The 13,823-nt window shown below is 49.0% G+C and carries 12 protein-coding genes; 10 read left to right on the top strand and 2 right to left on the bottom strand.

Translation table 11 applies throughout. The features are described from left to right. The 5 genes from NK638_RS09490 to NK638_RS09470 form a co-directional block, all read left to right on the top strand. The coding region (locus NK638_RS09490) for a magnesium transporter (protein WP_274632826.1) at window positions 1–403 on the top strand (403 nt) is incomplete at its 5' end. Between the two features lie 128 nt (window positions 404–531). After that, window positions 532–996 (top strand): dUTP diphosphatase, encoded by a 465-nt coding sequence (gene dut, locus NK638_RS09485; protein WP_274632825.1) that lies wholly within the window; start codon window positions 532–534, stop codon window positions 994–996. Window positions 997–1,100: 104 nt separating this feature from the next. Beyond that, window positions 1,101–2,873, top strand: coding sequence for a phosphomannomutase (locus NK638_RS09480; protein WP_274632824.1), 1,773 nt, complete (start codon window positions 1,101–1,103; stop codon window positions 2,871–2,873). Window positions 2,874–2,935: 62 nt separating this feature from the next. Continuing rightward, on the top strand, window positions 2,936–3,847 hold the full coding sequence (gene argB, locus NK638_RS09475) for an acetylglutamate kinase (RefSeq protein WP_274632823.1): 912 nt from the start codon (window positions 2,936–2,938) through the stop codon (window positions 3,845–3,847). Between the two features lie 18 nt (window positions 3,848–3,865). Beyond that, the gene (locus tag NK638_RS09470) at window positions 3,866–4,096 is read left to right on the top strand and encodes a hypothetical protein (RefSeq protein ID WP_274632822.1); all 231 of its coding nucleotides are present in this window, start codon (window positions 3,866–3,868) and stop codon (window positions 4,094–4,096) included. A gap of 64 nt (window positions 4,097–4,160) precedes the next feature. Here NK638_RS09470 and NK638_RS09465 read toward each other — a convergent pair whose 3' ends face one another. Both NK638_RS09465 and NK638_RS09460 read right to left on the bottom strand, forming a co-directional pair. Continuing rightward, a complete protein-coding gene (locus NK638_RS09465; protein WP_198335856.1) occupies window positions 4,161–4,520 on the bottom strand; it encodes a hypothetical protein in 360 nt (119 codons plus the stop codon). Between the two features lie 154 nt (window positions 4,521–4,674). After that, a complete protein-coding gene (locus NK638_RS09460) occupies window positions 4,675–5,055 on the bottom strand; it encodes an arsenate reductase (RefSeq protein ID WP_274632821.1) in 381 nt (126 codons plus the stop codon). Window positions 5,056–5,293: 238 nt separating this feature from the next. Here NK638_RS09460 and leuS point away from each other — a divergent pair, with 238 nt between their 5' ends. From leuS to NK638_RS09435, 5 genes are all read left to right on the top strand, one after another. Then, a complete protein-coding gene (gene leuS / locus NK638_RS09455; RefSeq protein WP_274632820.1) occupies window positions 5,294–8,026 on the top strand; it encodes a leucine--tRNA ligase in 2,733 nt (910 codons plus the stop codon). Window positions 8,027–8,196: 170 nt separating this feature from the next. Beyond that, window positions 8,197–8,883: an LPS-assembly lipoprotein LptE gene (locus NK638_RS09450; RefSeq protein WP_274632819.1), complete on the top strand. Its 687-nt coding sequence runs from the start codon at window positions 8,197–8,199 to the stop codon at window positions 8,881–8,883. A gap of 90 nt (window positions 8,884–8,973) precedes the next feature. Continuing rightward, window positions 8,974–10,065, top strand: a complete 1,092-nt coding sequence (locus NK638_RS09445; RefSeq protein WP_274632818.1) for a DNA polymerase III subunit delta — start codon at window positions 8,974–8,976, stop codon at window positions 10,063–10,065. 203 nt (window positions 10,066–10,268) lie between these two features. After that, window positions 10,269–11,582 (top strand): efflux RND transporter periplasmic adaptor subunit, encoded by a 1,314-nt coding sequence (locus tag NK638_RS09440; RefSeq protein ID WP_274632827.1) that lies wholly within the window; start codon window positions 10,269–10,271, stop codon window positions 11,580–11,582. Window positions 11,583–11,643: 61 nt separating this feature from the next. Further along, entirely contained in the window at window positions 11,644–13,641 is a 1,998-nt protein-coding gene (locus NK638_RS09435) for a MacB family efflux pump subunit (protein ID WP_274632817.1), read from the top strand. Window positions 13,642–13,823: the final 182 nt, after the last annotated feature.

Raw genomic sequence — 13,823 nt, 5'->3', positions numbered from 1 at the left:
GGCGATTTTAATGCCCGTGGTCGCTAGTATGGGCGGTATCGCTGGCTCGCAAACATTAACAGTCGTCATTCGTGGTATAGCGATGGGTCAAATTGGTGGCTCCAACCGCCTATGGCTACTGAACAAAGAGCTGTGGGTCGGCGCGATAAACGGTATGACATGGGCAATAATCATGGCGTTTATCGCCCAATTGTGGTTTCATGATATCAAGATCAGTGCGGTCGTTGGCTTGGCAATCGCCATCAATATGACTGCAGCCAATGTCTCAGGCATTAGCATTCCTTTACTCCTAAAACGCATGAATATCGACCCTGCTCTATCAGCGTCGGTGATTTTGACCACCGTCACTGATATTGTCGGTTTTATGTCCTTTTTGGGCCTAGCAAGTGTGCTGATACTGTGAGTGAGCACCAAAGCAGTCATGTAGCAGTCATTGACTTTTTTGTTTTTACAAAGCCAATCGGAGTCGCCTGAATCAGGCATTTTTTTGAATTTAATTTACAACCTATCCAATCGTTGAGTGAGTGCGTTATGCAAGCTGTACAAGTAAAAGTGTTAAACCCGAAAATCGTTGAAGACAAGGCATTTTCTTTGCCGACACGTGCAACCGATGGTAGTGCTGGTATTGATTTGCGCGCCTGTATCGATGCGCCTTTGACCATCAAAGCAGGGGAAACACATCTTGTCGGTACAGGTCTGGCTGTGTATATTGAGGACCCTAATTATGCTGGGATGATTCTGCCGCGCTCAGGGCTGGGCCATAAGCACGGTATTGTTTTAGGGAATTTGGTGGGCTTGATCGATGCCGACTACCAAGGCGAGCTGATGGTCAGTATTTGGAATCGTAGCGCTGCGGATTTTGTATTAAACCCAGCAGAGCGCATGGCGCAGTATATTGTCGTCCCTGTCGCTCGCCCTGAATTTACCGTGGTGTCAGAGTTTAGTGATGCCAGTGCGCGCGGCGCAGGCGGTTTTGGTCATTCAGGTCGCCAGTAGACCGACTTGCTTTTTTTGACTATTTAATAACTGTCGCTTGAATGGAAGACAGGCTCTAAAAAACCTCTACTATTTTAACCATCACGCCATAAGGAGAGTAAGCGATGCCATCTTTTGCTGCGCAGCAATCCTTATTTCGTGCTTATGATATTCGCGGGCCGCGGCAGCATTTTACCACCGATTTTATTCAGGCATTGGGGCACGCTTTTGCCAATCTATATCAAACTGCCGAATACCGAGACACCACCCACAAGCAAAGCATCGTCGTCATCGGCTACGATGTGCGCTGCAGCAGTGATGACATCGCACATACCTTAGCGACTATCTTGGCACAGCATGGCCTGCATGTCATTCAGCTCGGTTTGGTGACCACACCGATGATGGCATATTGGGCGGCGCAATATCAGGGACATGGCATCATGGTGACCGCCAGTCACTCGGCCAAAGACATCTTAGGCGTAAAATGGCTGGTAAACCATCACTCCCCTAGCTGTGCTGAGATTCAAGCGCTCTATCAGCAGCTGGCGCCTCCTGATACGCCGCTTGCTTTGACTGCAGCGATAGGTTCTCTGGGGCATCTGCCAACGGAGCAAGTGAGTTACGGCTATATCGACGCCATTTATCATGTTTTTAGCCAGCTATATCCTCTATACCCTATAAGTGGTGAGCAGACCTGCGATAAAGCATCACCCCATCACGGACAATACAGCGCAGCCCAGCGGCCATGCAGCGACTGGCGCTATGCTGCGCCCAAGCTTGAGCTGACGGTAGTGATCGACTGTATGCACGGGGCAACCAGTCACATCGCTCAGCCTTTATTTCAGCGTTTTTGTCAGAGCGTTGTCATGCTTAACGATACAGCAGACGGTCATTTTCCTTTGGGTAACCCCGACCCTACAGAGCCAAGTCGGCTCAAGCAGTTACAGCAAGCGGTCACCACGCACAAAGCCGATATCGGACTGGCGTTCGATGGCGATGGCGATAGGCTGATGGTCGTCGATGAAAATGGCAAGACGGTGATGCCAGATCATCTGTTGTATCTACTGGCAAAATCCGCGCTCTGCGATAGCGCGCCTAACCCAGCTTCAACCACGGTGCCTCAAGTACTGTTTGATGTTAAGTGCTCCCACCATCTGCCTGCATTGCTGGCCGAGCTGGGCGCTGAGCCTATCGTGAGCAGGACGGGGAGCAGTCTGATGCGCCAGCAGATGCAGCATACCGATAGCCGCATTGTCTTTGCAGGCGAGCTATCGGGGCATTTTATTTTTAATGACAAGCGTTTTATCGCTTATGATGATGCCATGTACGCGGCATTACGGCTATTGCATGGATTGGCCGCTCAGCCGGACGATGCTACCAAAACCTCCTTAGCAGCTATCACCCAAAGTCTGCCTACGCTGGTCAGTACCGCCGATCATTATCTGCCAGTACCGTATGCCCTCACGCGCGAGCGCTCTATCGTGACGCAGCTACAGGTTTTTTGTCAGTATATACAGCAGCTCATGGATGCAGCCCGCGAGCAGTCCAATATAGCAGAGTCTCAAGAAGATTGCTTGGTCAATCCTACCTGCAGCTACGCAGCTGTTAATGAACGCTCGTCTTGTGATTGTATAGCGCAACAGCCCGCTATCACCTTAGCGCAGGCGCGGCAGTTATTGCCTATCGGCACGAGACTGAGCTGTATCGACGGTGTGCGCTTGGATTTTACGCATGGTTTTGGCGTATTGCGGCAGTCCAATACCAGTCATCACCTGACCGCGCGCTTTGCAGGTGATAGTCTTGACGATTTAAAAGAAGTACAAAACAGATTTGCCGCTTTATGCCGACCCTTCGATCAAAGACTGGCAGAGCAAATCATCGCGATTGCTGCTGAATAACTTATCACCCCCACTTTTTTGGCTTATATTTTTACCCTGTACCTTTACCGTAGGAGTTTGTAATGACGCTTAATCTAGACGATGCCAAAATCACCGCTGAAGTATTGACCACTGCCCTGCCTTATATTCAGCGCTTTGTCGATAAGATCATCGTGGTCAAATACGGCGGTAACGCCATGACTGACCCTGCGCTTGAGAGCTCATTTGCCCGTGATATAGTCTTACTCAAAACCGTTGGCATGCATCCTGTCGTCGTTCATGGCGGCGGCCCGCAGGTGGACAACCTGCTAAAAGAGTTGGGGCGGCAGTCTGATCGCATCGATGGCATGCGTGTCACTGACAAAAGCACCATGGATGTCGTCGAGATGGTGCTAGGCGGCAGCGTCAACAAATCTATCGTCAGTCTCATCAACAAACACGGCGGCCGCGCTATCGGCCTAACTGGTAAAGATGCCAACTTAATTCAAGCAAAAAAACTGATGATGGACAAAATAGATACCGATGGCGTCGCTGTACCTGTGGATTTGGGGTTCGTCGGTGATGTGGTGAGTGTCAATAAAGACGTAATCAATATGCTCATCTCCTCTGATTTTATTCCAGTCATCGCCCCACTTGGGGTGGATAGCGAAGGGTATACTTATAATATCAATGCCGACTTGGTGGCCGGTAAAGTGGCTGAGTTTTTGCAAGCAGAGAAGCTGATGCTATTGACCAACATCAAAGGGGTATTGGGCCGTGACGGTGAAGTGGTGACTGGACTAACACCTAAGAAAGTTGATGGCTTGATTGAAGATGGTACGATCTCAGGCGGTATGATTCCCAAGATTCAATGTGCACTTGATGCGGTGCGTGGCGGTGTCAAAAGTGCGGTTATCGTCGATGGCCGTGTGCCTCATGCGACCTTACTGGAGATTTTTACCAACGAAGGCGTCGGTACCTTAATCAGTCGTGACCTTGATGCGGCCATGCTTTAGCTTCTTGAGGAGTCAATCATGCCGCTGTGGCTGTGGTGCCTACTGTTTGTTTTAGAGAGCCTATATTGCTGGTGGATTATTGGCTATGGCGGTGCGCGCTGGATAGAGGGCTGGAAGTCGTTCTTTATGATTGAGTGGTTTGCGCTTGATTGGACAGCAGAGCAAATTCGTCTTTACGTGCTCATTATTTGGTGCTTCAGTGCGATTTGGTTTGTCGTAGGTGTTATAAAGCCCGAGCTTAGACTCTAAGCTTGGGCTTTTTAACTGTTTATCAATTTTATGACCCATCAACATTCATTCAAACAAGATGAATTTAATAAGCACAGAACTCAACAGAACTATGGTAACTATTGCCATAAACCTTCATATAGTGATTGCCTTTGCTCTCAGTAATATAAGACGTTTCATTATCATAGCGGTCACCGTCCAATCGACCACTTGGCCCTGAGACATAAGCCACATTGATGCGATCATCGCCGACATTACGAATTACTAAATTCTGGTCTGCTGCAAGCCATAAACGAAACACTTTTCCATCTTTGATATTGCCTGTAAAGTTACCGCAATAGCTGTCTTTTGCAAAGGTTACTTTAGTTGATGAGTCTGCCGCCTGTACGCTTGTGGCCATTATAGGTGTTGCTGCAAGCGTAGCCATCAGTAATAATTTTTTCATCATTCTATCCTCGAACATTAGGGTCTATTGAATATTCAGATATCATGCTGGTAGCACGTCTGAATATTCAATAGACCCTATAAATTAGTAAACTTAATTCTACCTATGAGAGCATAGTTTATTATTTGTCAAAGTGACAGCTTTTTTATAAAAACTATTTATAAATAACCGCCTCAAACTCCGCTTCATTAAAGCCGCACAACAATATTGGCTGACCTTGATTTTTATCGTCAATCTGACCTTCCACAATCGGACGCTTAATCATACTGGTGTTTTCTACCAGCAAATCTATCGCTTTATCTATACTGTCATCAGCTGCTTGCTTTTGCTCATCGGTCAGCTTACGCCATGTGGTACCACGCTTGTTTAGCACTTTATCGATACCTAGCGAATCTACCCAACGCTCTACGCTCTCTTTATCAATACCCTGCTTTTTATAATCATGAAACTCATAGCTGACACCCAACTCATCAAGCTTAGTAAACGCTTTTTTCATGGTGCTACAAGATTTGATGCCATAAACAGTGATGCTCATAAAAACTCCCAATCTATAATCATTAGTCGCTGTATTATACCGAAGCCGGTTAATTTTTGGTTTGTTAAACAAAAACCCTCTGTCGCTGCTATGATGCCTTCCCCCAACTTGCCAACCTGTCGTCGTGACAGCGCGCAAACGCGTCATCATACCATCGCAATTTTTGCCAAATTACGCTATGCTATGGCATTATTTTGTTTTACCCAATTTATCTGTAATCATCAATTTCGAGCCGACTATGAGCAACGCCGTGACAGCAGAAACTGCTAATACCAATCAGACCAACAATACTTCTATAGACCCTACCCAATACCAACCGCAGCTGATCGAAGCGGCACAACAAAAAAAATGGGCAACGGACAAACGCTATGAAGTGAGCAATGCGCCAAGCGACAAGCCAAGTCGCTATATGCTGTCGATGTTTCCGTACCCAAGTGGCAAGCTGCACATGGGACACGTGCGTAACTATACCATCTCTGATGTACTCAGCCGTTATTATCGCCTCAAAGGCTTTGATGTCATGCAGCCAATGGGCTGGGATGGCTTTGGCTTGCCAGCAGAAAACGCCGCCATCGCCAACCAAACGCCGCCTGCTGCTTGGACATTTGCCAACATCGACAACATGCGCGCTCAGCTAAAATTGCTCGGTCTCTCTATCGACTGGTCACGTGAGTTTGCCACTTGTAGCCCTGAGTATTATCAGTGGGAGCAGTGGTTGTTTTTGCAGCTCTACAAAAAAGGCTTGGTCTACAAAAAGCTCTCTACCGTCAACTGGGATCCGGTCGACAACACCGTTCTTGCCAACGAGCAAGTCATCGATGGCAAAGGCTGGCGTAGTGGCGCGCCCGTTGAGAAGCGCGACATCCCGATGTATTACTTTAATATCACTGATTATGCCGATGAGCTGCTCGATGATTTAGACCAGCTAGAGGGTCATTGGCCATCTGAAGTTCTGACCATGCAGCGCAACTGGATCGGCCGTAGCGCGGGTATGGAAGTACACTTCCCTTATGAGCTCGCCGGCGAGCGCAACACCTTAGAAGTGTTTACCACTCGCCCTGATACCTTGATGGGCGTCACTTATGTCGCCGTTGCCGCTGAGCATCCGTTAGCGCAGTACGCCTCTGAGCATAATGACGCCATCGCTCAGTTTTGTGCACTGTGCAAAAAAGGCTCGGTCGCCGAAGCGGATCTGGCCAAAGCCGAAAAAATCGGTATGGATACAGGCCTGACCGTGACCCATCCTCTCACTGGTGAAGAAGTCCCTGTGTGGGTCGCCAACTATGTCTTGATGAGCTATGGCTCAGGCGCAGTGATGGCGGTACCAGCGCACGATGAGCGCGATTATGAGTTTGCAACCAAATACAGCCTACCTATCAAGCAAGTCATCCAGTCGCCTGCAGACTTTGAAGCATCCGTCCTTGCTGCGGCTCAAGCGGACGGCTCTGAGCCAAATCTTGCTTATACTGAGCGCAATATCTTGGTGAACTCAGGCGAATTTGACGGCTTGGATTTTGATCAAGCGTTTGAGGCAATGCTTGCCAAACTTGAGCCCCAACAGCTTGCGAAGAAAAAAATCCAGTATCGTCTGCGTGATTGGGGCGTCTCACGTCAGCGCTATTGGGGCTGCCCTATCCCAATGATCAACTGTGAGCACTGCGGCGCGGTGCCTGTCGAAGAGCAAGACCTACCTGTCGTACTGCCAACGGATGTCGTCCCTGATGGCCGCGGCAACCCGCTCAAAAGCATGCCAGAGTTTGTCAATACCACTTGTCCAAAGTGCGGCAACCCAGCTGAGCGCGAGACCGATACCTTTGACACCTTTGTTGAGTCGAGCTGGTACTACGCACGCTTTGCCAGTCCAAACGACACGCAAAATATGGTCAATAAATCTGCCGCCAATAAATGGCTGCCTGTCGATCAATACATCGGCGGTGTCGAGCACGCGGTCATGCATCTACTTTATGCGCGTTTCTTCCACAAATTGATGCGCGACGAAAACTTGGTATCAGGCAATGAGCCATTTGCCAACTTGATGACGCAAGGCATGGTGCTCGCGGGCACTTTTTACCGCCGCAACGCTGATGGCAGCACCACTTACTACTTCGCCGAAGATGTCGATATCGACTACAACGAGCGCGGTCAGCCAGTTAAAGCGATTTTAAAATCTGATGGACAGCCTGTCACCATCGGCAAAATAGAAAAAATGTCCAAATCAAAAAACAACGGTGTCGATCCACAAATCACCATTGATAAATATGGCGCGGATACCGTACGTTTGTACACGCTATTTACCGCCCCTGCCGATCAGACGCTTGAGTGGTCAGATGACGCGCTAAAAGGCCCCTATAACTTCGTTAAAAAAGTATGGCGCATCGCAACCGACCATATGCAAGCCCTAGCAGTTGCAAGCCTAAGCCCTGATGCATTGAATAAAGCCACGCTCAATAACGAAGTATTAGACACAGAGCATCTTAGCAAAGCGGCGAAAAACTTACGCCGTAAGACTCATGAAACCGTCGCCAAGATTGACAGTGACCTAGGCGAGCGCTTGGCGCTAAACACGCCCGTCTCAAGCCTTATGGAGCTTGCCAATGAGCTGACTGGCTTTAAAGCCAGCAGTGAGCAAGACCTGCGAGTACAGCACGAAGCATTGATTGATTTATTAATCATGCTATCTGCCTACGCACCGCACGTCGGCGAGCACTTGCTTGAGCAGCTGGGTGTCGATACGGTCAACTTAAGCTACCCTGCTGTCGACGAGCGCGCTCTGGTACAAGATACCATCACCATGGTGGTGCAGGTCAATGGTAAGATGCGCGGCAAAATGGATGTCGCCCCCAACAGCGACCCTGAGCAGCTAAAAGCGCAAGCACGCACACTTGAGGGTGTGGCCAAGTTTTTGACAGGGGACATCAAAAAAGAGATCGTCGTACCCAATAAGCTGGTCAATATTGTGGTTGCAGGCTAGTACATCGTCTTTAGCTAGGCGCTACCCGCTAGCGCTGTTCTGCGATGCGTCTTTATTACGTTAGGGCGTGCTCTCACCTCTATTCGATAGCGGCCTTTACTGCTTCACTAGGCCAAAGACGAGGATTTGAGGGCACCTCCCAAGCTTTTTATCATTAAAGGATAGTGATTATGTCGTATAAGCACCGAGCAGTACCGTCACAATCATCGACCAGCGGACAAAAACTTGCAACAGCGTTACTGGCTGCTTTGCCGATGATGACCGTGCTCGGTGCCACCACCGCACTGAGTGGCTGCGGCTTTCAGCTGCGCGGTTATGAAACACCAATGCTGCTCGATGTGGCCAAAACAGCGGTCATTATCGAAGATGATCGCACGTCGTTTCCGCTCAAGCTGCCATTGACTCAGCGCCTAAAAACCCTAGGCGCGGAAGTCATGAGCAATATGACCTTAGATGATGTGGCACGTAACAATCGACAAGCACATGCAGAGCCTATCGCCGTCATCGATATCAGCAATGTGCGATTTAAGCGTTATGAGCTGGTTGGGGTTTTGACAGAAATCCGTTTGGTGCTCTCAGCCGATGTCAGCTATCAGACCTTTGAAAATGGCAAACCTGTGATACTCAAAAACGCCATCCAAGTCGATCGCAGCTATCAGTACAACGAAGCCTCAGTCAGCACTGACGATCAGCAAGGTGATCAGATTCGTGACTGGCTCTATGAACGCTTGGCACGCCGTATCACGGATCAATACGTCGCTATCTCCTTACCCAAAGTGCCACCTGCTGGTAAGCAGACAGTACCCATGATAAACAGCGCCACTGCACCCACCGTGATGGTGCCAAACACCCAGTAATTTTATAAGTCTGTAGGAATGCTTCGTCATTTTTCATGATCATGTAACGCCGCTCTTTTCTTCTTTTTTTAACCTGTGTATCCTCAGCCTATGCAAGATACTTTTATCCAAGCCTATCCAAAACTACTACAACCCGCGGCGGCAGTAGCTGGCTTGTGGCTGGCACACGGTGATGAGCCGTTACTCAGTCAATGGCTTATCGATGCCATGCGTCCGCACTGGCGCGCGCAAAACTATGCCATCAAACGTATCGAGCTGGTGTCCGTCAAAAGCTGGCAAGATGTGCTATCCGAGCTTGGCAGTCAGTCGTTGTTTGACGATGCCAGTGCGCTAATTGTGACAGGCAATCACAAACCTGATAAAGCCGTCATTGCCGCGCTCGAACGTTTTGCTATCGAGGCACAAGCAGGCACGCACAGTCACAGCCTGCTATGGCTCACGCCTAAGCAAGACAAGCGCAGCCAGAGCAGCAAATGGTTTGCGCTATTTGCTCAGTACGGTCATGTGATTGATTGCAACTTGTACAATGAGCAGCAGCGTCAGCAGTTATTACAGATACAGGCCCAGCAGTTTGGCCTCACGCTGTCACAAGAAGCGTGGCAGCTGCTGATGTCGCATACCGAGCACCATCTGCTAAGCGCCTATCAAACCTTATGGCGACTCTCTTATCTGTTTGCGCCGCAGCTCGCACCTGCGGCGACTCCTCATGAACAATCAGCCCATCACTCTACCAGCTCAACTGACGGCAGGACTCATACCGACAACGTCGCATTAGATATTGATGATCTACAAGCCGCGCTGGTCAGTGATGCTCAGTTTAGTGTCTTTGATTTATCCGATGCCATGCTGGCTGGCAACAGCGCGCAGGTAGTCAAAATCATCACGCAGCTCAAGGCCACCGATGAGCCGACAACGTTGGTACTGTGGGCAATCAGTAAAGACATGCGCCAGATTATGCAGCTGCTAGATGGAAAAGACCCGCAGGCGCTCGGCATTTGGCGCAGCAAACAAGGCTTATATCAGCAGGCGTGTCGTCGCCAGTCAAAGGCGCAGACCGCGCAGTGGCCGGCGCTGCTTTATCGCTGCGACCAAGCTATTAAAGGACTTATCCGTCAGCCTGCGTGGGAGCTGTTGTTACAAGCAGCGCTTGAGCTGTCCGGCAAACGCTTGTTTATCACTTGATACACCTCTCGTTTGACCGCCATCTCTAATTTACCTCTATAAACGACTTACTTGTATAAAAGACGACCAAATCCGCCACAGCCGAGTGGCAGATTTTGGTTCTCTCGATCCTCCTTAACCTTTCTTAAACTAATTGCCATTCCTTTTTGACAAGCAACCCTTTACTATAACTGCATTTGATTCAAGGTTACGGGGCAAGTGTGATGCAAAAGGTAAGTAAAAAAACGGCAATAAAATGGGGGGTTGCCGCAATCGTTGTGCTGTTACTTGGGATTTTTGCGTATCAACAGTTAAAACCAAAAGCCGCTGAACCCAATTATCTGACCGCTAAAGCCGAAATCGGCGATATTGAAAACAATGTCATGGCATCAGGCAAGGTCAAAGCGCTAAATACGGTTGAGGTTGGCGCGCAGGTTTCTGGTGAAGTCAAAAAGCTGTATGTCGATATTGGCGACCAAGTCCAGCAAGGTGATTTGATTGCTCAAATTGACCAAGTCACGCAACGAAATGCCTTAGATAATCAACAAGCCACACTAGAGCAAAGCGCAGCAGCATTACAAAGCGCTCAGGCAGATGTATTAAGTAAACGTGCCAACTTAAAAAGCGCTTATGCCGATTTGGCCAGTCGTCAATCTGAGCTTAAACAGGCACAATCTGACTTTGCCCGCTTAAAATCCTTAGTAGAAATTGACGCCATCAGTCAGCAAGAATACGACACCCAAGCCACAGCGGTTCAAACGGCTAAAGCGGCAGTAGACAATGCACGCGCGGCGATTGACACTGCCAAGGCCGCTATCGTGACTGCCAATGCCGATATCAGTAGCCAAAAAGCCGAGCTTAGAAAATCACAAACCAACGTCAATACTGCTCAGCAAGATTTGGGCTATACCACCATCCGCGCGCCCATGTCAGGTACAGTTGTCTCTATCACCACTGAGCAAGGCAGCACCGTTAATGCGAATCAAACCGCACCGACCATCGTTACCTTAGCCGACTTATCCACCGTGCGTATTAACGCGCAAATCTCCGAAGCAGATGTGATTAATGTACAAGCAGGCATGCCAGTGTACTTTAACATCATTGGTAATCCTGAGCAGAAATTTGATGCCACGCTCAAAGCTATTGAGCCTGCTCCTGAACAAATCAGTGAGACCAGCTCGACCGACACCGCTATCTACTACATCGGTTATTTAGAAGTGCCCAACCCTGAGCGCCGCTTTCGTATTGATATGACTGCACAGGTGTACGTGGTCATTGACCAAGCCAAAGATGCCCTATTGATACCCTCTACCGCCCTTAAAAACAGCAAGACCGATACTAGCGGTAAGACAACTGCGATCGTACGCGTACTACAAGCAGACGGCACGGTTAAAGAACAGCCTGTTACGGTTGGGATTAATAACCGCGTCAATGCGCAAATTCTTAGCGGCTTAAAAGCAGGTGACGATGTCATTTTAAGCGAAGACAATAGTAGCAGTAAAGGCAAACAATCTGGCGGTGGTCGCCCACCATTCTAATGGCAACACAGGTCAACAATGAAGACGTACTAAAAAGAGATGATAAAGGTAGATGCTGGTTATGAATACCCAAAAAATGCACGCTGAAACGGCTGATGCGCCACCATTAATGCAGCTGACAGGCGTCATTAGGGAGTTTCGCGCAGGCGAACAGATAATTCGGGTACTGCATGATATTGACTTGACTATCTATCAAGGTGAGATGGTCGCCATCATCGGGCAATCAGGCTCAGGCAAGTCAACCTTGATGAATATCTTGGGCTGCTTGGATAAAGCCAGCGCAGGCGACTATAAGATTTATGGCAAGTCAGTCAACCAGCTTGAGGCCGATGAGCTGGCGACCCTACGCCGTGAACACTTTGGCTTTATTTTTCAGCGCTATCATTTGCTTGGCGACATTAACGCACGCGACAATGTTGCCGTGCCTGCCGTCTATGCAGGTATGGACAAAGAGGCACGTAGCGAACGCGCCGCACACCTGCTCGGTGATTTGGGTCTGGCAGACAAGGTTGGCAACCGTCCCAGTCAGCTATCAGGCGGTCAGCAGCAGCGCGTCTCTATTGCACGCGCCTTGATGAATGGGGGCGAAATTATCCTTGCCGATGAGCCGACAGGTGCGCTCGATAGTCAATCGGGCAAAGACGTGATGCAAATCTTGCAGTCGTTAAACGAGCAAGGGCACACCATCATTATGGTGACGCACGACCCCAACATCGCCGCGCAAGCTGAGCGTGTCATCGAGATTAAAGACGGCTATATTATTGATGACTATCACAATGACCATTATGAGCATAGCACACAGCAGCCTGAGGCCATCTTAGAACAGCACAAAAAAAGCCGCATCGGTAGCTTTATTGACCGCCTGCTTGAGGCCTTTAAAATGTCGCTGCTGGCCATGCGCGCGCACAAAATGCGCACGTTGCTGACCATGCTGGGCATTATTATTGGTATTGCTTCAGTCGTCTCAGTCGTGGGCTTGGGTAAAGGCTCACAGCAGCAAATTTTGACCAATATCAGCTCGCTTGGCACCAATACCATCACTGTCATCGATGGCTATCCATGGGGGGATCCAAGGCGCAGTTACAACGATGACAACTTAACCCCTGATGACGCCAATGCCGTTGCCGCACAGCCTTATGTGGTCAGCGTCAGTCCTCAGTTAGATGGCAGCGCTACCGTTCGCTATCGCAATATCCAAGAATCAGCGACCGTCAGTGGTGTGGGTAAAGACTATTTGGATGTGACGGGCGAAACGCTGGCACAAGGACAAGCCTTTGATGAACAAAGTATTTTGCGGCGTACACAAGACGTCATCTTAGATGACAATGCCAAAAATACTTTTTTCGCGGATAATGACAACCCTATTGGTGAAGTTCTACTAATTGGCACAGTACCAGGGCGCGTGATAGGTGTCCTTGAACCCAAAGACAGTGGCTTTGGCCCAAGCTCTGATTCTCCAACCATCTACATGCCCTACACGACTGTCATGTCGCGTATTGAAGGCAGTGCCTATATTGAGAATTTCGTGGCCTTGGTGGATGAAAGCATCTCATCGTCAGCGGCAGAGTCAGCTATCTCGCAGCTGATTGAAGAGCGGCACGGCGCAGACGATTTTCGTACCCGCAATTCTGACTCTATTCGCCAGACTATTGAGTCCACGACCTCGACCATGACGCTATTAATTTCTTCGATTGCGATCATTTCATTGATTGTTGGTGGTATCGGCGTCATGAACATCATGCTGGTATCTGTCACCGAGCGCACCAATGAGATTGGGGTGCGTATGGCTGTCGGCGCGCGTCAAAGCGACATTATGCAGCAGTTTTTGATTGAGGCCATTTTGGTGTGCGTATTGGGGGGCTTGCTGGGTATCGGACTGGCCTTTGTTATTGGTGAGGTGATTAATCGTGTGGGCGGTGACAGCTTTCAGGTTATCTACTCACCGACCTCTATTATCGCAGCTTTTGTTTGCTCGACCCTGATTGGTGTGGTTTTTGGATTTTTACCTGCACGCAACGCCGCCAAGCTCGACCCTGTCGATGCCTTGTCGCGCGATTAAAGCAACATGGGACATAAATATGTTCAAAATCACGGTAAACCAAGAAAAAAGGCAGTTTTCTTAAATTAAGGGTTGCATTACTCAAAATTATCTATATACTATGCTCTCACGTTTAGGGATACAGAACTTCTTAAACGAGAGAGAAAAGTTAGGGCCGATAGCTCAGTTGGTAGAGCAGTTGA

Source organism: Psychrobacter sp. A3, from assembly GCF_028823565.1.
In the GTDB taxonomy this organism is placed as follows: Bacteria; Pseudomonadota; Gammaproteobacteria; order Pseudomonadales; family Moraxellaceae; genus Psychrobacter; species Psychrobacter celer.
This window is presented reverse-complemented; position numbering and strand designations above follow the sequence as displayed.